Source organism: Campylobacter concisus (assembly GCF_015679985.1).
GTDB lineage: Bacteria > Campylobacterota > Campylobacteria > Campylobacterales > Campylobacteraceae > Campylobacter_A > Campylobacter_A concisus_AC.
Window position 1 is genome coordinate 798,782 of the sequence record NZ_CP049239.1, and the last position, 17,944, is coordinate 816,725.

Annotated in this window: 23 protein-coding genes; 9 read left to right on the forward strand and 14 right to left on the reverse strand. The window is 36.7% G+C overall.

Going from position 1 to position 17,944, the window contains the following annotated elements:
• Positions 1-7: 7 nt before the first annotated feature.
• On the reverse strand, positions 8-367 hold the full coding sequence (locus G5B98_RS04085) for a DUF488 domain-containing protein (protein ID WP_196087261.1): 360 nt from the start codon (positions 365-367) through the stop codon (positions 8-10).
• Positions 368-593: 226 nt separating this feature from the next.
• Here G5B98_RS04085 and G5B98_RS04090 point away from each other — a divergent pair, with 226 nt between their 5' ends.
• Positions 594-1,520 (forward strand): ribose-phosphate pyrophosphokinase, encoded by a 927-nt coding sequence (locus G5B98_RS04090; protein ID WP_072594149.1) that lies wholly within the window; start codon positions 594-596, stop codon positions 1,518-1,520.
• Between the two features lie 76 nt (positions 1,521-1,596).
• Here the strand turns inward: G5B98_RS04090 and tilS are convergent, their stop codons facing one another.
• Genes tilS through panC form a run of 3 tightly spaced genes read right to left on the reverse strand, consistent with a single transcriptional unit; the run spans position 1,597 to position 4,708 of the window.
• The gene (gene tilS / locus G5B98_RS04095; protein ID WP_196087262.1) at positions 1,597-2,577 is read right to left on the reverse strand and encodes a tRNA lysidine(34) synthetase TilS; all 981 of its coding nucleotides are present in this window, start codon (positions 2,575-2,577) and stop codon (positions 1,597-1,599) included.
• The gene (gene rimO / locus G5B98_RS04100) at positions 2,574-3,884 is read right to left on the reverse strand and encodes a 30S ribosomal protein S12 methylthiotransferase RimO (RefSeq protein ID WP_196087263.1); all 1,311 of its coding nucleotides are present in this window, start codon (positions 3,882-3,884) and stop codon (positions 2,574-2,576) included. Before rimO ends, tilS begins: the two co-directional genes overlap by 4 nt.
• Before the next feature lie 2 nt (positions 3,885-3,886).
• Positions 3,887-4,708 (reverse strand): pantoate--beta-alanine ligase, encoded by an 822-nt coding sequence (panC, locus tag G5B98_RS04105; RefSeq protein ID WP_196087264.1) that lies wholly within the window; start codon positions 4,706-4,708, stop codon positions 3,887-3,889.
• Positions 4,709-4,828: 120 nt separating this feature from the next.
• On the opposite strand from panC, the gene prfB reads away from it, so the two are divergent.
• A complete protein-coding gene (gene prfB, locus G5B98_RS04110) occupies positions 4,829-5,929 on the forward strand; it encodes a peptide chain release factor 2 (protein WP_103589387.1) in 1,101 nt (366 codons plus the stop codon).
• A 24-nt stretch (positions 5,930-5,953) separates the two neighbouring features.
• Here the strand turns inward: prfB and G5B98_RS04115 are convergent, their stop codons facing one another.
• On the reverse strand, positions 5,954-6,505 hold the full coding sequence (locus tag G5B98_RS04115; RefSeq protein ID WP_087578743.1) for a tetratricopeptide repeat protein: 552 nt from the start codon (positions 6,503-6,505) through the stop codon (positions 5,954-5,956).
• Between the two features lie 77 nt (positions 6,506-6,582).
• Here G5B98_RS04115 and G5B98_RS04120 point away from each other — a divergent pair, with 77 nt between their 5' ends.
• From G5B98_RS04120 to G5B98_RS04135, 4 genes are read left to right on the forward strand one after another with little or no spacing between them, the layout of a single operon-like run.
• On the forward strand, positions 6,583-6,903 hold the full coding sequence (locus tag G5B98_RS04120) for a hypothetical protein (RefSeq protein WP_021090811.1): 321 nt from the start codon (positions 6,583-6,585) through the stop codon (positions 6,901-6,903).
• A gap of 2 nt (positions 6,904-6,905) precedes the next feature.
• Positions 6,906-8,246, forward strand: a complete 1,341-nt coding sequence (locus tag G5B98_RS04125; protein ID WP_196087265.1) for a dihydrolipoyl dehydrogenase family protein — start codon at positions 6,906-6,908, stop codon at positions 8,244-8,246.
• Positions 8,247-8,256: 10 nt separating this feature from the next.
• A complete protein-coding gene (locus G5B98_RS04130; RefSeq protein WP_103582724.1) occupies positions 8,257-8,910 on the forward strand; it encodes a tetratricopeptide repeat protein in 654 nt (217 codons plus the stop codon).
• Positions 8,911-9,534 (forward strand): tetratricopeptide repeat protein, encoded by a 624-nt coding sequence (locus G5B98_RS04135; RefSeq protein ID WP_196087266.1) that lies wholly within the window; start codon positions 8,911-8,913, stop codon positions 9,532-9,534.
• A 37-nt stretch (positions 9,535-9,571) separates the two neighbouring features.
• Here G5B98_RS04135 and G5B98_RS09620 read toward each other — a convergent pair whose 3' ends face one another.
• The 8 genes from G5B98_RS09620 to G5B98_RS04175 all read right to left on the reverse strand — a co-directional run bounded on the left by G5B98_RS09620 (position 9,572) and on the right by G5B98_RS04175 (position 15,121).
• On the reverse strand, positions 9,572-9,892 hold the full coding sequence (locus G5B98_RS09620) for a 2-hydroxyacyl-CoA dehydratase (protein WP_430746733.1): 321 nt from the start codon (positions 9,890-9,892) through the stop codon (positions 9,572-9,574).
• Positions 9,893-10,269: 377 nt separating this feature from the next.
• Positions 10,270-10,806 carry a hypothetical protein gene (locus G5B98_RS04145; protein WP_084108056.1) on the reverse strand — a complete coding sequence of 179 codons (537 nt, stop codon included), beginning with the start codon at positions 10,804-10,806 and terminating at the stop codon, positions 10,270-10,272.
• Positions 10,799-11,320 carry a hypothetical protein gene (locus G5B98_RS04150; RefSeq protein ID WP_196087267.1) on the reverse strand — a complete coding sequence of 174 codons (522 nt, stop codon included), beginning with the start codon at positions 11,318-11,320 and terminating at the stop codon, positions 10,799-10,801. The genes G5B98_RS04145 and G5B98_RS04150 overlap by 8 nt, the downstream gene beginning before the upstream one ends.
• A complete protein-coding gene (locus G5B98_RS04155) occupies positions 11,317-12,321 on the reverse strand; it encodes a hypothetical protein (RefSeq protein ID WP_196087268.1) in 1,005 nt (334 codons plus the stop codon). Before G5B98_RS04155 ends, G5B98_RS04150 begins: the two co-directional genes overlap by 4 nt.
• A 60-nt stretch (positions 12,322-12,381) precedes the next feature.
• The gene (locus tag G5B98_RS04160; RefSeq protein ID WP_054196559.1) at positions 12,382-12,828 is read right to left on the reverse strand and encodes a hypothetical protein; all 447 of its coding nucleotides are present in this window, start codon (positions 12,826-12,828) and stop codon (positions 12,382-12,384) included.
• The gene (locus G5B98_RS04165; protein WP_196087269.1) at positions 12,818-13,597 is read right to left on the reverse strand and encodes a lysophospholipid acyltransferase family protein; all 780 of its coding nucleotides are present in this window, start codon (positions 13,595-13,597) and stop codon (positions 12,818-12,820) included. Before G5B98_RS04165 ends, G5B98_RS04160 begins: the two co-directional genes overlap by 11 nt.
• Positions 13,578-14,879: a tRNA (N6-isopentenyl adenosine(37)-C2)-methylthiotransferase MiaB gene (miaB, locus tag G5B98_RS04170; protein ID WP_196087270.1), complete on the reverse strand. Its 1,302-nt coding sequence runs from the start codon at positions 14,877-14,879 to the stop codon at positions 13,578-13,580. The genes G5B98_RS04165 and miaB overlap by 20 nt, the downstream gene beginning before the upstream one ends.
• Entirely contained in the window at positions 14,879-15,121 is a 243-nt protein-coding gene (locus tag G5B98_RS04175; protein ID WP_002941786.1) for an HP0268 family nuclease, read from the reverse strand. Before G5B98_RS04175 ends, miaB begins: the two co-directional genes overlap by 1 nt.
• Before the next feature lie 172 nt (positions 15,122-15,293).
• Here G5B98_RS04175 and nusA point away from each other — a divergent pair, with 172 nt between their 5' ends.
• Positions 15,294-16,397, forward strand: coding sequence for a transcription termination factor NusA (nusA, locus tag G5B98_RS04180; protein ID WP_196087271.1), 1,104 nt, complete (start codon positions 15,294-15,296; stop codon positions 16,395-16,397).
• Positions 16,397-16,876: a GNAT family N-acetyltransferase gene (locus G5B98_RS04185; protein ID WP_196087272.1), complete on the forward strand. Its 480-nt coding sequence runs from the start codon at positions 16,397-16,399 to the stop codon at positions 16,874-16,876. The genes nusA and G5B98_RS04185 overlap by 1 nt, the downstream gene beginning before the upstream one ends.
• A gap of 67 nt (positions 16,877-16,943) precedes the next feature.
• Here G5B98_RS04185 and G5B98_RS04190 read toward each other — a convergent pair whose 3' ends face one another.
• On the reverse strand, positions 16,944-17,543 hold the full coding sequence (locus G5B98_RS04190; RefSeq protein ID WP_196087273.1) for an outer membrane beta-barrel protein: 600 nt from the start codon (positions 17,541-17,543) through the stop codon (positions 16,944-16,946).
• A gap of 160 nt (positions 17,544-17,703) precedes the next feature.
• On the opposite strand from G5B98_RS04190, the gene G5B98_RS04195 reads away from it, so the two are divergent.
• Positions 17,704-17,916, forward strand: coding sequence for a transcriptional regulator (locus G5B98_RS04195; protein WP_002941953.1), 213 nt, complete (start codon positions 17,704-17,706; stop codon positions 17,914-17,916).
• Positions 17,917-17,944: the final 28 nt, after the last annotated feature.

The following is a 17,944-nucleotide window of genomic DNA, read 5'->3' on the forward strand; positions in this document are numbered from 1 at the left end:
GGGCAAACTACTTATTTAAAATTTTTAATAACACAACGATATGGCAAAGATTTATATCTTTGCTAGCTGTTAGAAGTGCTATATCGCCATGCTCTTTTTCTAGTTTTTTTAGCATTTTAAAGCAAGATTGCGCTGTTTCATTATCAAGCTCAAGCTCAAATTCCTCACAAAACTCATCAAATCTAGCTTCTCTATCTTCATGAAACCACTCTCTTAAAGTAGTGCTTGGTGTGATATCTTTTAACCAAAGGAAATTTGAAAATATCTCTTTTCTTATGCCTCTTGGATAGAGTCTATCAACAAAAGCCGCCTTCATATCCAAACTATCATCTTTGATAAAATCATAAATTCTATAAGCTTTAAACATGTTGTGATTGTAATCCTATAATGTTTATAAATAAAAAAATATTCTTAGTTATCTTATATTTTTTATACTTGTTTAAAATTTAAGGTTTGTAAAATCAAAGCTCAAATTTTTGATTGTGGCGATAAGAATTAAACTAGGGCTAGAAAAAGTCCTAAAAAGAATAAATTTAAATTAAAGCTCGTTTCGATAAAATCACAACATAAAAATTACTAAAAGGGTTATCATTATGAGAGGCTATAAAATTTTCTCAGGAACGGCTAATATTGAGCTTTCAAAGAAAATTTCGCAATATCTTTCACTTCCTCTTAGCGAGGCAAGTATAAAAAGATTTAGCGATGGAGAGATCAGCGTGCAAATCGGCGAGAGCGTGCGCGGAAAAGATGTTTTTGTCATTCAGCCAACATGTGCACCGACAAATACAAATTTAATGGAGCTACTTATTTTAACTGACGCTTTAAGACGTAGCAGTGCAAGCTCTATAACAGCGATTGTGCCGTATTTTGGCTACGCTAGACAAGATAGAAAAGCAGCTCCTAGAGTGCCGATCACTGCAAAACTAGTGGCAAACATGATGCAAACAGCAGGTATCGATAGAGTCGTCACTATGGATCTTCACGCAGGACAAATTCAAGGATTTTTTGATATTCCGGTTGATAACCTTTATGGAAGTATCATTTTTAATGACTACGTAAGAGCTAAAAATTTACCAAATCCAATCGTTGCAAGCCCTGATGTAGGCGGCGTTGCTCGTGCTAGAGCCTTAGCTAAAAATCTAAATCTTGACATGGTTATCGTAGATAAGCGCCGCGAAAAAGCAAACGAGAGCGAAGTGATGAATATAATCGGCGACGTAAATGGCAAAGATGTGATTTTAGTTGATGATATGATCGATACAGCTGGCACGATCGTAAAAGCAGCTGAAATTTTTAAAGAGCGTGGTGCAACTAGTGTTATGGCATTTTGTACGCATCCAGTCCTTAGTGGACCAGCTTATGATAGGCTAAGACTAGGCTTTTTAGATGAGCTAGTTGTTACTGATACGATACCTTTAGCAGAGGAGCTTCCTTGTATAAAAGTGTTAAGTGCAGCTTCTTTATTTGGCGAAGTGATACGCCGTGTATATCACAATGAAAGCGTAAATAGCTTATTTTAATTAATCTTGGCTTTTGCTTTGAGTGTTTCAGGCAAAAGCCAAAACTTCTTTATCTATTGTTTTTAGAACTACTTGATTAAAATTTTAACTCTGATAGATCAAAATTTGTAGCAAAAAGATAGCCTCTATTTATAGCTGGAATTTTAAAAATTCTAGCCTTCTCTTTAAAAATTTTTGGCATTACGGCTTTGTAAAATGGCGTCACTAGGATGCGCTCGCCAGCGTAGCCAATAGCGATCTTGCCACTTAGAACCACGTTTGTTTGCTTATTTAAATTTTTATCTAGTTCATCTTTTTGAGCTTTGCTTAGGAGCACGTTTAGCTCTTTTGCCGCCATATCAACGCCTCGTATCGCATTACTATCATTTTTTATGATAAAAATTTCATCACTTATTTTTGTGATATTTGGCATTAAAATTTGTCTATCGGCTTCTAAAAACTCAAAGCTCTTTTGCACGCCACTAAAATATCTATCCAAAAATGGCTCACTAAAATTTAGCCTCATGAAGCTTCTTTTAAACTCGCCTTTTAAATTTGTATCATCGATAAAATAGTGTAAATTTCTCTCGTCAAGATAGTTTTGAAGCTCTTTTTTGCGTAAATTTAAAAGCGGTCTAACTAGCCAAAAGTGCTTTCTCTTTTCAAGCTCGCTCATGCCAAAGAGCTCTTTTAGTCCAGCACCCTTACTAAGCTGCATCAAAAACCACTCAAATTTATCGTCAAACTGATGCGCTAGGATCAAATTTTTATAGCCAAATTTTTGACAAATCTCACCAAAAAACTCATATCTTGCCTCGCGCGCGTTTTTTTCAAAATTTGACTTATCTAAAAAAACGCTTTTAGTATAAATTCTTTTACCAAATTTATCTGCGAGCTCTTTTGCACTTTTTATCTCGCTTTTACTTTGCTCTCGCACATTGTAATCAACCATCGCTAGATCAAATTTGATCCCAGCATCTTCTAAAATGTAAAAAAGTGCGGTGCTGTCTATGCCGTGCGAGAAGGCTAGTAGGTTTGCACCTGAGTTTAGCTTTTCTCGCACATTTTGGCTTATCATTTTGCTTTTTTGATGATTTTAGCGATTAGTTTTTGATCGACCACGTCAGAGACCTCACAAAGATAGAGTGAGCCGATCTCAAGCTCTTTTACATCGCTTTCGTTTATTAAAATTTCGCCGTCTATATCTTTATCCCAGATATCTTTTTTGGCTGCGTAAAACATCTCCCCCTCACTACTTTCGCCCTCAAGAGAAGCATAAATTTGCTTGCCAATCTCTTTTTGCAAGCTCTCATTTATCGATTTTTTAGTGATTTTTTCTATCTTATTTAGTCTTTTTGAGATGATCTTGGCTGGGATTTGCTCCATTTCAAAAGAGGCAGTATCTTCTTCTTTCGAGTAGGCAAAGGCTGAAATTCTATCAAATTTAAACTCTTCTAAAAATTTGCAAAGTTCCTCAAAATCCTCCTCGCTCTCTCCTGGATGACCCACGATGACACCAGTTCGTAAGAATGAATTCTCGGCATTTCTCATTAAATTTAAAAGCTCTTTGATTTTTTTAGCGCCACTTCCACGCTTCATTATCTTTAGCATGTCTTCGCTGATGTGTTGGATCGGCATGTCAAAGTAGTTGTGAAAGGCAGGCGAGGCGACGATACGTTCAATTAGCTCCTTGCTGGTCGTGCTTGGATAGAGATAAAGTATCCTAGCGCTTCTTATGCCCTTTATCTTTTCTATCTCGTCTATTAAATTTATAAGCCCGTCGCTAACGCTGTGATCGCGCATATATGAGCTTGAGTCTTGAGATAAAAAGCTAAAGTCGTAGTAGCCTTTTTTGACTAGATTTTTGACCTCGTTTACGATGTTTTCAAGCGAGCGTGATTTTAGTTTGCCTTTAAAAGTTGGAATGGCACAAAAACTACATTTTTGGTTACAGCCCTCTGAAATTTTGATGTAGGCGTGGTAGTTTGAGCCAGTTATCACACGCTCTTCATTTGCTTGCAGATAAGTTTGCGGGCTAAATAAATTTTGCTTTTTCAAGATGATCTCATCGATCTTGTCATAGTCAGCCACGCCGGTAAAGAGATCAACCTCTGGTAGCTCTTTCATAAGCTCATCTTTATATCGCTGCATAAGACAGCCAGTTACTACTAGCAAAGAGCCATTTTTACGAGCTTCGTGCATCTCAAGTATGGTTTGTATGCTCTCTTCTTTGGCGGATTTGATAAAGCCACAGGTATTTACGATGATGACGTCAGCGTCGCTGATATCGTCTGTGATATCGTAGTTTTGCAGTCTACCAAGCATTATTTCTGAATCAACTAAATTTTTGTTACAGCCAAGTGAAATTAAGTGAAGTTTTGGCATTTTTATATCCAGATGTTATCTATTAGTCTAGTTTTGCCGACATAAGCTGCTACTAAAATGATGGTATTATTTTTTTCTATTTTGGAAATTTCATTTAAATTTCTGTCCGTAATGGCGACATAATCAACCTTTAACGGCTCTAGCACTTCAAGCATCTTTGTTTTGATCTCACTTGCGTCCTCTTCGCCATTTTGGATCAAATTTTGTGCTTTATTTAGCGATCTTGAAAGTCTTAGAGCATTACATTTATCTTCGTCACAGATATAGACGTTTCTACTTGAAAGCGCTAAGCCGTCTGGCTCTCTAACGATATCGCAAGCCACTAGGCTGGTATTAAGAAAAAATGTATTTATCATGTTTTGCACGATGATTAGTTGTTGCGTATCTTTTTTGCCCATATAGACGCTATTTGCACGAGTTAGTCGAAATAGCTTATTTAGCACTCTTAAGACGCCATCAAAGTGGCCTGGCCTAGTTTTGCCCTCTAAGATAGCTGAAAATTTCTTTGGAGCTACGATTAGAGGCTCATCTTCAAAGTAAAGCTCATTAGCATCTGGGATAAAAATAGTACTAACGCCATTTTGCTCGCAAATTTTAATGTCGTTTTGCTCGTTTCTTGGGTATTTATCTAGATCTTCGCCTGGTAAAAATTGAGTTGGATTAACGAATGTTGAGACGATACTTATCTCATTTTCGCTCACGCATTTTTTGATAAGACTAACATGTCCGTCATGAAGTGCGCCCATGGTTGGCACAAAACCGATCTTTGCGCTTGTGCTAGAGACGAAATTTTGAAGTTCTTTTATAGTTCTTATGATTTGCATTTTGACTCTTTTTGTTTGAAATTTTAACTTGGCATTGTAACAAAAAAGGATTAAAAGGGCGTAAATTTAAAAATGTAAGCAACTTTTGGCTAAAATCGGCAAAAATTTTTGGAGAAAAACTTGGATAGTTACGAATACAACGAGCTTTTAAAGAAGCTACAAACAAAAGTTGAAAACATAGGCTCTATCGTAAAGCCTGAAGAGATCAAGGCTAGACTAAAAGAGATCGAGGCTACTGAGCAAGATCCTGATTTTTGGCAAGATATCGCAAGAGCTGGGGCGCTAAATAAAGAAAAGACAAAAATTTCAAATATGCTTGCAAAATTTAACGACGCTAATCAGGCAGTAAGTGATGCAAAGGAGCTTTTTGAGCTAGCAAATTCTGAAAATGACGAAGAGACTATAAATTCTCTTTTTGATGACGCTAAAAATTTAGATGAAAAGATAGTAAATCTTGAAATTTCTATGCTTTTAAGTGGCGAAGATGATGGCAAAAACGCGATCGTATCGATCCATCCTGGAGCTGGCGGCACTGAGAGTAACGACTGGGCTAGCATGCTTTATAGGATGTATCTTAGATTTTGCGAGCGCGAGGGCTTTAAGGTCGAGACTCTTGACTTTCAAGAGGGCGATGAGGCTGGGCTAAAGGACGTGAGCTTTATAGTAAAAGGTGAAAACGCTTATGGCTACTTCAAAGCAGAAAATGGCATCCACAGGCTCGTTCGCACAAGTCCATTTGATAGTGCAGGGCGCCGTCATACGAGCTTTTCAAGTGTCATGGTAAGCCCTGAAATAGATGATGACATAGAGATCGAGATCGAAGAGAAAGATCTAAAGATAGACACTTATAGAGCCAGTGGTGCAGGCGGTCAGCACGTAAATAAAACTGAATCAGCCATCCGCATCACGCATATACCAACTGGCATCGTCGTGCAGTGCCAAAACGACCGCAGTCAGCACAAAAACAGAGCTACAGCGATGAAAATGCTAAAGTCTCGTCTTTACGAGCTTGAGCTGATGAAACAACAAGAAGCTAGTAACAGCGTAGAAAAAAGCGAAATCGGCTGGGGTCATCAGATAAGATCATACGTACTTTTCCCGTATCAGCAGGTAAAAGATAACCGCAGTGGCGAGGCATACTCACAAACTGACGCGATACTTGATGGGGATATCAAAAAGATGATAGAAGGCGTTTTGATCGCTCAAAAGGCTGAGGCGTAATAAATTTATAAAAAGAGATGAGAGCTAAAATTTCATCTCTTTTAGCTTTGTGCAAGCTTCTTCTTTACCTTTAAAGCAAGCTTCATCAAGATAAATTCTCGCTTTTTTATAGTCATTTTTGCCCAGATAGATAAGCCCCAGATCGTAGCTGGCCTCGCTTGAGCCAAGGCTTGTGGCTTTTTCGTAAAAATATATTGCTTTTTCTAAATTTTTATTGACCCCAAGGCCGTACTCGTAGATATATCCAGCACTTCTTAGTCCGTCTATATTGCCGTATCTGCCAGCTGTTTCAAACCAAAAAAGTGCTCTTAAGATATCTTTGCTAAAGCCTTTGCCATCACGAAAACAAATGCCAGTTTGCTGCATGGCTAGAACATTTCCATCTTTTGCATAATCATAAAATCTTTTACAAGCCTTTGGATAGTTGCCTTCATTGTATAGATAGATGGCGTCTGCTATTTGCTCGACCTCTGGATCAAGTGGTGGCTCACTAAGGCCAAAATTTTGTGAAATTTGATCTAACGAACATCCCCAAAATAGCAAAACACTAAACACAAAAATGATAAATTTTTTCATATTTGTCCTTGAAAATTTAGGCGATTTTATCCAATTTTATCTTATAATGCCCGCAAATTTTAAGCAAAAGGAACGATATGGATCATAATGCACTTTTAATCCAGCTTGGCTATAACGTCAATGAAACGACCACTGCTCAAATGTGTAGAATTTTAAACAATACTGATGGTCTTTTGCCAAAGAGCATAATTGAACTAAACGATCATTTAAAGCCACACCTTTGTTTTGTGGCGATGAGTGGAAGTGAAGATAGACTAAAGATAAAAAATGTAGCTACCGTTAATGAAATAAAAGAGCGAGTTGATGAGATTATAAAAAACTGGGCTAATAAATATAAAATGGAGCTAAAAAAGATAAATGAAACAACTTACTATGTAATGGGAAAGATAAGGGACTGAAAATGAAATATGATATTGTAATTATTGGTTTTGGAAAGGCTGGCAAAACGCTAGCGGTTAAGGCTGCTGCACTTGGCAAAAAAGTGGCTCTTGTAGAGAGATCGCCAAAGATGTATGGAGGCACTTGCATAAATGTTGGCTGCATACCAACCAAGCGTCTAATAACAGCCGCTAAAGAGGCAAAATTTGTAAATAATAGTGTTGAAAGCGAATATTACACACTTAGTGTGGAAAATAAGAATAAGCTAATCTCAGCTTTGAATGCTAAAAACTATGCAATGCTAAATGATAAAGAAAATATAGATGTGATCGATGGTGTTGGCTCATTTGCTAGTGAAAATAGTCTCCTTGTAACAACGCCAAGTGGTGAGAAAAAGATAATAGAGGGCGATTTTATCATCATCAATAGTGGCTCAAAAGAGGCAGATACTCCTTTTGAGGTTGTAAACTCAAATATATTTTCAAGCCAAACTTTGCTTGATCTAAAAAATTTACCAAAGCATTTTGTCATTATCGGTAGTGGTTTTATCGGCATAGAGTTTGCATCAATGTTTGCAAATTTTGGCTCAAAAGTGACTATCGTAGGACGTTCAAAACTACTTAAAAACGAAGAAGATGATATAGCTAATAGCGTAAAAGAGGCTCTTAGAGTCCAAGGCGTTGAAATTTTAGAGGGTTGCGAGATAGAGTGCATTAAAGAAAATGTATTAAATTTCAAGCAAAATGGCGAGCAAAGATGCCTTAGAGCCGATGCATTTTTGATCGCACTCGGCAGAGTAGCAAATGTGGATGATTTAAATTTAAAAGCTGCTGGAGTTGAGCTAAATGAAAAAGGCTTTATAAAGACAAATGAAAACCTTCAAACAAATGTGCCAAATATCTATGCGGTAGGCGACGTGCGTGGCGGAGAGCTTTTTACTTATACGAGCTTAGATGATTTTAGGATAGTTTATTCACAAATTTTTGGTGATAAAAAGAGAAATACCAAAAATAGAAGTATTCATGCAAATGTGCTATTTACCGACACTCCACTAGCAAGAGTAGGAGTGAATGCAAAAGAAGCTAGTAAGCTTGGGTTAAATTTCAAAGAGCTAAAGCTTAGCATGGCGGCAGTGCCAGGTGCAAAAGTACTAAATCACGATGTAGGTATGTTAAAAGCTATCGTTGATGCACAAAGCGGCGAAATTTTAGGTGCTAGCTTTCACTGCATCTATGCAAATGAGCTGATAAATGAAATTGCAATTGCGATGAATTTAAAAGCAAACGCAAATTGCTTTAAAAATCAAATTTTCACTCACCCAAGTATCAGTGAAGCACTAAATGACTTATTTGGACAATTTTAAAAGGAAAAGAATGAAAAAATATTTATTGCTTTTATCGGCTTTATTTTTCACTGGCTGCTTAAATGTGATTGGTGTAGGACAAAAACAAGATGATTCGTGGCAGCAACCAAAGGATGAAAAAATAGTGCAAAATAAAGAGCAAATTTCAAGAAATGCAATCGAAATTTTAATACCAAAATGCGAAGAAGGCGATGCGGAAGCTTGCAATGATTTGGGTGTAAATTACGAGCTTTTAAAAGAATATGAAAATGCTTTAACAAATTATCAAAAAGCTTGCGATGCTAAGGTACAAGTCGGTTGTGCAAATTTGGGCACTCTTTATGAGCTTGGACTCGGAGTTAAAAAAAATCCAAAAAAAGCAATTTCAATTTATAAAGAAAGTTGCAATGGCGGAGGCATGCAAGCTTGCTATCATTTAGGCAATGCTTACAGAAAAGGTGAGATCGTTAAGCGAGATTATTACTTAGCAATGCAAGCTTATACGAATGCATGCAATGCTGGCGACTTACCAAGTTGTGCTAATATCGGTGCGATGTATGAGCTTGGTCTTGGTGTCAATAAAGATGAAAAAAGGGCTTATGGAATTTATAAAGTCGCTTGCTTTCGTGGGCTAAGCAAGGCATGCCCACAAATGAAAAGACTAGGCACAAAGCTGGGAATGTAAGTGAAAAAGGTCTTAAATTTTGGTCTTATTTTGGCTATGGGCTTTATGCTTAGTGGTTGCTGGTCGTGGCAAAAGATGGTAAGCTTTGGCTTTTGGCAAAGTGATGAAGAGGCTAGGACAGAGCGTCTTGAGCTTGAAAAAGAGAAGATGATGCAAAACTGCGATAGTGGAAATAGTATCGACTGCAACAACCTAGCTGTAAATTTTAGCAACGAAAAAGACTTCGTAAAGGCAAAAGGCTACTATGAAAAGGCTTGCAATGCTGGGCTTGCTACAGCTTGCTCAAATTTGGGTCAAATTTATGAGCAAGGGCTTGTTGATGAGCAAAAAGATATCCAAAAGGCTCTAAAGCTTTATAAATTAGCTTGCGATAGCGGCGATGGCGTTGGCTGCTATAACGAGGCTATGGGGCTAAAGTCTTACATCGAAAGCGAAAATTTAAAAACTCATAAGATAGATAGAAACAAGGCTGAGGCTAGAGTGATAAGGCTTTTGGCAAAGAGCTGCGAGCTTGAGTATGCTCAGTCGTGCTTTTTACTTGCAAAGCTAAGCGGAGATGAAACAAAGGCAGAGGCACTTTACAAAAGAGCTTGTCAGCTTGGCAAATGTGTGGATAAAAAGTAATACTAGTCAAAACACTGTTCTAAAAATTCGTAACAAATCAACAAAGGCTCTTTTTTGAGCCTTTTAAAATTTGATGTTTTGTTCGAGAAATTCTAAAAATACCTTCAAACGTGTGCGTATCTGGCCAACATACATCTTGTTTGGAGTAGTCAGTTTCAAGACTCATATAGCTTACGCTAGCTTCTTTGCTGGCTTCTTTTATCTTGTTTGTTTCTATTACATAAGTGTGACAGCCACTTAAAACGATGTCTATTACATCATCTGCTTTATATTCATCTACAAATTTTTTAATAACGTCAGATATTGCGTCGTTTTTGTATATTACAGAACAGGATATATTTAAGTAACGTTTGGCGATATTTTCTACAAGGTCGCCTTATGTACTCATATTATTTTTAAATTTTTAGTTCCTATACAGTTTTCAAAAACTACTACATCCACTTCTACACTTACTCTTCCATACCCAGTGGCTGTGATTGAGGCATACTGATAGCCTTTTTGTTCTAAAATTTCTTTTATATCGCGTACTATTTTTATGGCACTAAAACTACTTGATAACAAAATAGATTACAAAAATTATCTTGATCATCTAGTATCACTACTTTTGTAGATGTTGAGCTTATATCAATACCGATGAAATACATAAATTTATGTCTATAAAAATATAATTTCTATAACTAAGAACTTTAGAGAAATGTTATCTATTTGTGGCTTTTTTAAATAAAATCTAAAATTTCACTTCAATCCAAAAACTTTTATATTAAAAGTAGTATGAATTTTATCCTTTTCGCCTTTCATGACGATAGGAAATTCGGTCTTTACGATACTGTCATAGCTGCTAAGCGCATCTAAAAAGTCATAAAATTTTTGTGGTGTCCTTAGAGAGCTAGTTACATTTAGGCGAAATCTAAAAAATTTCTCACTAGCGTTATTATCACTTTCTTCTATTTTGCTAAGGCTCACTTCACTGAAAAATTTGGAGGCAAATTCTATAAATTTATCTTTATCAAATTTATTCTCAAAAGCTGAAATGATAGCTCCATCTTTTTGTTTGGTTGCTTCAAGGTTTTTAAATTTGGCTTCAAATTCATTTTTTACTTTTGTATAAGATGAGGTCTGTGAATAATTTTGTCTAGTTAAGCTTTTAAATTCTTTTATATTTGGCACGATAAAACCAAATATCATAATGAAGCAAACTACAATAAAAGCAAATATAAAAAGTAAAAGCTTGACAGGATCTATTTTTTCTAAGCTCGTATCTTTTTTACTCATTATATCCCTCAGAATTATCAATTTTATTTGTACTTATAAAGCCATACCAGCCGTTTTTACTTTGATAAAAGCTAGTATTTGAAGTTGTAAAAATAGATCTTAAAGGTGAAGCTAGAAGCTGATTAAATACATCTTTTGTCGGCGTTATACCACGAATGATGAGTGAGTTTTTATCCATAAAAACCTCTTCAAGCGTTATACTGTCAGGCACTAGATCAAAAAGATTGTGCAAGCTTTGCTTGAGAATAGAATTTGATGTGAAAATATCATTTGCAGATTCTATTTGTACGGCGAGTTTAGCTGAAATTTCATCTGTTGTGACTATTTTTTGACTAAGTTCTTTTTGCTCATTTGATAAAAAATTTATATTTTTTTCAATTGAATAGTTTTTGTAAAGTATAAAGAAATTTGTTGCCAAAAGAACTACAAACACAAAGCTTATAAGGCTTAGCCAAATTTTGCTAAAGATAGATATAAGTGGTCTTGGTTCCGGAGCAATAAAGCTAAATTTCATAATATTATCTCTTCTTGCATGATTTCATTCATAATATGATTTGTATTCACTGGATACACTGAAGTCTCCACTAAAAGCTCGGATTGCAGATATTGTAAAAAGGTTGCACTTGTTTTTGTATTTTCAAAAACAACTATCTGTTCAATAAAATCGCCGCCGTAGAGAGGATTTTCGTAAAATTCTTTTACAGCCTTTACGATGTAATCAAACATCTTCATGTCATATCCAAAAATAGCAACCGATTTTTCTACATTTGTAGAAACTGGCATATTTAGTTCATAGTTTAGATCTTCAAATTCTTTTGGCTTATCATCACTTAAAAAATCATCTAAACTTTTAAAATCATCAAGCGATGTTGCGTCATTTTCTTCTTTAATGATTAAGTTATCAATATCTGTTATATCTTCTTCTTTTAGGCTTTCAGCTTCCTGATTGGCTTCCTCAATGCCAGACATATTTAAAAAAGTGGATAACTTCATTTGTTTATCTTTAAAGATCGCAAGTGTAAACGAGTGTGCATGGATATAAAGATAAAGCGTAGTTTTTGGAGAAATTCCGCGTTTTAAAAGCTCGTGAAAGAGTAGGGCGATAGGTGAGTAGATGAGATCCACGCTATCTTGTCCAAATAAATTTTTATATTTTTTTATAGAATTTAAATTTGCATAAATACTCCAGCTATCCTGCACGATAAGGCTTGTAAGATTTTTAGTATTTATATTAAATTTTTTATATTCATCAAAGCTAGTGCTAGGAAGCGCGCCTTGCGAGTCGTCGTTAAAAAAAACTGAGACATATACGCCAAAATATGCTTTTTCTTGCTCTTCTATGTATTTTATGATTTTTTCATCGATATTATCGATATTTATATCTGTAAATTTAGCGTTCATGGTTTTTATAAGCTTGCCATTTCTAAAGACCTGACCGTAAAAAACGCACTCATTGCCCTCGATCACGGCGCTTAAGAAAAGGTTTGAAAAAAGCTTTTTGATGCTAAAAGACATAACTCTCCTAAATTTAGTGCATTATTTTTGGTATGTTAGCTAAAAAGGGATTAAATAAGTTTAAAACAGCTCGTTTTTTAGTTTTGCAAATGCCTCTTTCATCTGCAGAGCCTCACTTTTTAGCTCATCATCAAGCAAAGCAGAATTTCTTAAGCTTTCAAAGTCCTCTATCATCACATCACACATCATTTTGATGCGCTCATTATCAGCCTTACTGACGCCATTTTGGCTCATTTTTTTGATGCGTTCAAGATACTCTTTGCCGTTTTTTATGTATGAGCTAAATTTCATAGCTGCCTTGCTTTGATTAAGCGTGGTGGCGGCCATCTTGTTGTATACGTCAAGATCAAGGGCTTTTTGGCTTAAATTTATAGCCTTTTCATACTCTTTACTCTCGTAGTAAAATTTCGCTTCAAGGGCGAGCTTGTAGGAGTTGTCGCTGTAAAAAAAGAGCCCAAAGAAAGCTATTATAAAAATGGCTATAAAGATAGAAATTTTATTTTTCATAAATTTCGTCCAAAATTTCTCTTATTTCGCCACTTATTTGCGGATTTTTATGCGCATTTTTTTTCCACCAAATTTTTAAATTTGACCTAAAGTCCTCTTTGTTTTGTTCTGCGCTCTTGCCGCCGTCATTTTGTGAAGCTTGCCAAAGCTCGTTTTGTATCTTCTCTTTTGCCTCTTTTTGATCTAAATTTGCCACGCTAAAAGGTGCTGAGAGGCTAAAATTTATAGTTGAAAATGGCTTTGGAAGTATCATCTTATCCCAACTTTTAAACTCCCAAAACGAGTTTGCTTCGAAATTTAGAGCATAAATTTCGCAATATGACTTTTGCGCTATCACCGCAGCCCCGTCTGCGACGCTGTGTCTTGGTCCGCGTGGGCCATCTGGCGTGATGATGACGTCGTGACCTTGTTTTATCTCTTTTAGAGCCTCTATAAGCGCCCTTGCACCGCCTTTTGAGCTACTGCCTCTAATGGTACCGATGCCAAAAAAATTGATTATTCTGGTGATTAGCTCGCCATCTTTGTGGTCGCTTATTATCACCTTGCCTTGTTTTCTGTTTTGACTGCTCCACCAACGCCTGTAAGCAAAGCTCATAAAGCTAAGCCTGCCGTGCCAAAAGACGACGACGCAGCCATTTTGTGGTAAGAAATTTGGAGTGTAGCTCTTTTTGCAGGTTAGAAAAATGAGCCACATCAAAATGTAGATGAAAAAGACGCCAACATTTAGGGCGAGCTTTTCAAGGGTGTTTTTAAATTTGCAGCTCACCATACAAAACCATTCGTTTTGGGTTTGTGATCTTTACTTTTTGCGTAGTGCCAAGAAGCTCTTCACTGCCATCAACTTGAACTAAAAAGTTGTTAAAACTTCGCCCAGCAACGCCACCATTTGACCTTAGCTCTTCAAAATATACATCAAAAATTTTATCTTTTTGCGCCGCCACGATCTCGTCTAAAATTTCGCTGTGGCGATTTTGCAGGCGAGTTAGCCTTTCTGAAGCGGTTTTGTCATCTATTTGATTTGTAAAAGTAGCTGCCTTTGTAAGCGGACGAGGCGAATACTTAAAGCTAAAAATTTGCTCAAACCTAACTTGCTCAAGCACGTCCATCGTATCTTCAAATTCACTATCACTCTCGCCTGGAAATGCGACGATGATATCAGTTGAGATGCTCACATCTGGGCACATCTTTCTAAGTCTTAGCGCGCGGTCTAAAAACCACTCTTTTGTGTATCCACGCTTCATTTCACGCAAAACTTTGGTGTTTCCGCTTTGAAGTGGCATGTGCATAGACTTGCAAATTTTTGGGTTATTTGTGAAAATTTCAAGAAATTTATCATCCATGTGAAGTGGGTGAGGACTTGTAAATCTTATCCTCTCAACGCCATCTATCTCGCTTATCTTTACTAAAAGGTCGCTAAAATCGATATTTTCTTGCACGCCTGAAAATCTTTTGCCGTAGTTATTGACATTTTGCCCTAGTAAAAATATCTCTTTTGCACCGCTTTTTGCCGCCTTTTCTACCTCTTTTAAGATGAGGCTTGAGGGGATAGAAATTTCATCGCCTCTGGTGTGTGGGACGATGCAGTAGGTGCATTTTTTGTCGCAGCCGATAGAGATGTTGATGTGGCTTTTGTACGGTGAGCCTCTAAATTCGCCAAATGCGTATTCGCTCTCGTCGTGGTTGATGTCTGTTGAGATAAATTTAGGCGTATTTACCGCTTTTGTGATCTTGCTGACATTTCTTGCGCCAAGGACGAAGTCAACGTAAGGAGCGCGCTTGAAAATTTCACTACCCAAATGGCTTGCAGTGCAGCCACAAACGCCTATTTTAGCACCTCTTTTTTTGGCTTTTTCAAAGGCTCCGACCTCGCTAAAGAGCTTGTGAACTGGCTTTTCACGAACTGAGCAGGTATTTATAAGGATTAAATCAGCTTCTTCGATGTTTTGTGTTAAGGAGTAGTCTTCTTTTTGTGAGAGCTCGGCTATGATATGCTCGCTGTCACGAACATTCATAGCACAACCTAGAGTTTGGATAAAGAGTTTTTTACTCATTAAAGTATATGCACTTCATACATATAATCGCTATCATCAAGCCCGTATTTCACGGTTCTGTGATAAACGCTTAGCCCTTTTTCTTCAAAGTGCTCGACTAAAGCGATTAGTTGTTTGTGCGTGTTTTCTTTATCAAAATAGAAAATTTTCTGACCCTCTTTTTCGACAGCTGCCTCTATCTTTTCTAGTGAAATCGTTTTTGGTTTTGCGTCTAATTCGGCTCTTGCAAGTTTTAGCTCCATTTTTAATCCTTTCAAAATCTTAAATTTTAATCGGTCAATATACCCAAATCATCATAAAAAAAGGATTAAATAAAAGTTAATAACAAGCTTAATGTTATTAAAAGTATGGCTTATGTATAATTTCAAAACTTCACGAAAAATCCCCGAAATTTATCGTCACAATGGAGAAAAAATGGAAAGAATTTCAGATATCATCGAGTCAATTGCAAATGAGAAAAATTTAGAGATAGAAGATGTAAAAGAGCGCGTCATAAGAGCCTTGATAAACACTGCAAAAAGGGTTTATGGCGAAAATTATGAGTATGACGTGAACATCGATGCTAATAAAAATTTAAAGCTTTATCAAAAAATTTCAATCGTAGCAAACGACGATGAGAGGCTTGCTGAAGACAATGAGCACTTTTTAAGCTTAAAAGAGGCTAAAAAGATAGATAGTGGCGTAGAGATCGGCGATGAGCTCACTTACGAACTAAGCCTTGATAACCTTGGCAGAACCGCAGCTCAAACGCTTCACAAGGAGCTTGAGTATCACATCCAGCGCCTAGTCGAAGAGAAAATTTTACAAAAATATAACGAGATGAGCGGTCACATGGTCTTTGGCCCAGTTGTCAGAGTCGATAACGATGAAAACACATTTATCGAGATAGACGAGCTTCGTGCCATCTTGCCACGTAAAAACCGCATAAAAGGCGAGAAATTTAAAGTAGGCGACGTGGTAAAAGCGGTCATTAGAAAAGTTTTTACAGATAAAAATTTAGGCATAAAGGTCGAACTTTCAAGGACTTCGCCTAAATTTCTTGAAGCGCTGCTAACTTCAGAGGTGCCTGAGATAAAAGATGGCGGCATCATCATCCAAGGAAGTGCAAGGATCCCTGGCGAAAGAGCAAAAGTAGCGCTCATCTCAACCACTCCAAACATCGATCCAGTCGGCGCAACTGTCGGCACAAAGGGCGTTAGGATAAATGCCGTAAGCAAAGAGCTTCATGGTGAGAGCATCGATGCGATCGAGTACACCACTGAGCCAGCGATCTTAGTAGCTCGCGCTATGGCACCTGCGATCATCACATCTGTAAAGATCGAAGAAAACAAGGCGATCGTGACACTTGCGAGCGAGCAAAAGAGTAAGGCGATCGGTAAAAATGGCATAAATATCCGCCTTGCAAGCATGCTAACTGGCTATGAGATCGAACTAAACGAGCTTGGCTCAAAAACTAGCAGCAGCGGCGAAAATGGCGAAATGGTTAAAGATCTAAAAGCACTCTTTGGTGACAACTAATGAAATTTCAAATAAGAAAAGCGACTGAGGGCGATATAGACGTGATCTGCGAGCTTGTAAGAGAGCTTGCGAGCTATGAAAAGATGAGTGATCAAGTCACTTTTACAAATGAAGTTTTTGCAGACTCCATCTTTAATAAAAATCACGCAAAAGCCCTTGTCTGCGAAAGCGAGGGCAGGGCTATTGGCTATGCTATCTATTTTTACACATTTTCTACATTTTTAGGGCTTGGCGGGATGTACCTTGAGGACATCTATGTCAAAAAAGAGTTTAGAAATCAAGGCATCGGTAAGACATTTTTTAAATTTCTAGCTCAAATTTGCAAGGATGAAAATTTAAAAAGGCTTGAGTGGTGCTGCCTAAACTGGAATGAGCCAAGCATCAAATTTTATGAGAGCATGGGCGCTAATAATCAATCTCTTGAGTGGAGAACCTACCGCTTAGACGGCGAAAATTTAGAAAAGCTGGTAAATTTATAGCTTATTTTAAAAGTAGGGCAGTTGGCTAAAAGCTCAAATTTGCTTTGAAATTTGAGCTTGCGAGTAATTAGAATTTATATGTATATCCCATATAAAGACCGACGTTTGTCTCTTTTGTTTTTGCATTATCATATTTTGCTATAGAGCGATATTTTGTTCTATCAGCTTTTAAACCAAACTCAACTGCATTGTTTTCATTTATAGAGTACTCAGCACCAACTCTTGCACCTAGTATCCAGCCAGTTGCGTTGCCTTTTTCAGAGCCATCATGTGTGTCAAATACATCCATTTTAAGTTTTGAAAAACCAGTGTAACCGCCAAGAACTAGTTTTAGATCTTTTGCTACGCTTGGAGTATAGTCAGCTCCAACTATAAATTTATGAGTTTTCCATTTTATTATTGTGCCATCTTCGTCACCAAGTGACTTTTTGGCTTGAAAGTCATATATGTAAGCTCCATAAACTCTAGCTACGTCAAAGTCATAACCAGCTTTTAGACCAAGACCTGGTTGTGCTTTTTTGACTTTTGATGTGCCATTGTCGCTTTTTGCTGTTAAATTTGAACCAAAAGAGTAGTCCCCTTCAAATCCTACAAACGCTCCTTGCGCTAAAGCAGCGGCACTAGCTAGGCTTAAACCTAAAGCAACTTTTAAAACTACATTTTTCATTTTTACTCCTTATTTAAAAAATGTTACGTGGCTATTTTAAATTTTCTTATATTAAATAAAGTTTAAATATTCAATGAAATTAATAAAAAACATAAAATAATTCAATTGTTTTCTTATCAGAATAAAATTTATAAAATCACTCAAAAAGAAGGAGTGTAAAGTGGCTAAGATGACAAAACGTGATATGGCTTATCATTTAGACGTTGATGTCGCAACGCTTTACAACTGGCGAAAACACAAGCCAAACCTTTATCGTATCGTGATGCTTGGATTTAAATTTGACGAGCTTATCGAACAGAGCAAAAAGACTTGCAACGAGCTTTGTGAATATGAAAATTTAATCAATCAAGACATAGAAAAATTTAGTAAATAATCGTTTAAAAATCGTAATCTCTTTTATA

What these genes read in the sequence shown, in the direction of transcription:
- nusA (WP_196087271.1), top strand. Translation starts at nt 15,294, where the DNA reads ATGGAAAGAATTTCAGATATCATCGAGTCAATTGCAAATGAGAAAAAT.
- G5B98_RS04165 (WP_196087269.1), bottom strand. Translation starts at nt 13,597, where the DNA reads ATGGTGAGCTGCAAATTTAAAAACACCCTTGAAAAGCTCGCCCTAAAT.
- miaB (WP_196087270.1), bottom strand. Translation starts at nt 14,879, where the DNA reads ATGAGTAAAAAACTCTTTATCCAAACTCTAGGTTGTGCTATGAATGTT.
- G5B98_RS04130 (WP_103582724.1), top strand. Translation starts at nt 8,257, where the DNA reads ATGAAAAAATATTTATTGCTTTTATCGGCTTTATTTTTCACTGGCTGC.
- G5B98_RS04120 (WP_021090811.1), top strand. Translation starts at nt 6,583, where the DNA reads ATGGATCATAATGCACTTTTAATCCAGCTTGGCTATAACGTCAATGAA.
- G5B98_RS04185 (WP_196087272.1), top strand. Translation starts at nt 16,397, where the DNA reads ATGAAATTTCAAATAAGAAAAGCGACTGAGGGCGATATAGACGTGATC.
- tilS (WP_196087262.1), bottom strand. Translation starts at nt 2,577, where the DNA reads ATGATAAGCCAAAATGTGCGAGAAAAGCTAAACTCAGGTGCAAACCTA.
- G5B98_RS04085 (WP_196087261.1), bottom strand. Translation starts at nt 367, where the DNA reads ATGTTTAAAGCTTATAGAATTTATGATTTTATCAAAGATGATAGTTTG.
- G5B98_RS04155 (WP_196087268.1), bottom strand. Translation starts at nt 12,321, where the DNA reads ATGTCTTTTAGCATCAAAAAGCTTTTTTCAAACCTTTTCTTAAGCGCC.
- G5B98_RS04175 (WP_002941786.1), bottom strand. Translation starts at nt 15,121, where the DNA reads ATGGAGCTAAAACTTGCAAGAGCCGAATTAGACGCAAAACCAAAAACG.
- G5B98_RS04145 (WP_084108056.1), bottom strand. Translation starts at nt 10,806, where the DNA reads ATGAGTAAAAAAGATACGAGCTTAGAAAAAATAGATCCTGTCAAGCTT.
- G5B98_RS04115 (WP_087578743.1), bottom strand. Translation starts at nt 6,505, where the DNA reads ATGAAAAAATTTATCATTTTTGTGTTTAGTGTTTTGCTATTTTGGGGA.
- G5B98_RS04160 (WP_054196559.1), bottom strand. Translation starts at nt 12,828, where the DNA reads ATGAAAAATAAAATTTCTATCTTTATAGCCATTTTTATAATAGCTTTC.
- G5B98_RS04190 (WP_196087273.1), bottom strand. Translation starts at nt 17,543, where the DNA reads ATGAAAAATGTAGTTTTAAAAGTTGCTTTAGGTTTAAGCCTAGCTAGT.
- rimO (WP_196087263.1), bottom strand. Translation starts at nt 3,884, where the DNA reads ATGCCAAAACTTCACTTAATTTCACTTGGCTGTAACAAAAATTTAGTT.
- G5B98_RS04125 (WP_196087265.1), top strand. Translation starts at nt 6,906, where the DNA reads ATGAAATATGATATTGTAATTATTGGTTTTGGAAAGGCTGGCAAAACG.
- G5B98_RS04150 (WP_196087267.1), bottom strand. Translation starts at nt 11,320, where the DNA reads ATGAAATTTAGCTTTATTGCTCCGGAACCAAGACCACTTATATCTATC.
- panC (WP_196087264.1), bottom strand. Translation starts at nt 4,708, where the DNA reads ATGCAAATCATAAGAACTATAAAAGAACTTCAAAATTTCGTCTCTAGC.
- G5B98_RS04090 (WP_072594149.1), top strand. Translation starts at nt 594, where the DNA reads ATGAGAGGCTATAAAATTTTCTCAGGAACGGCTAATATTGAGCTTTCA.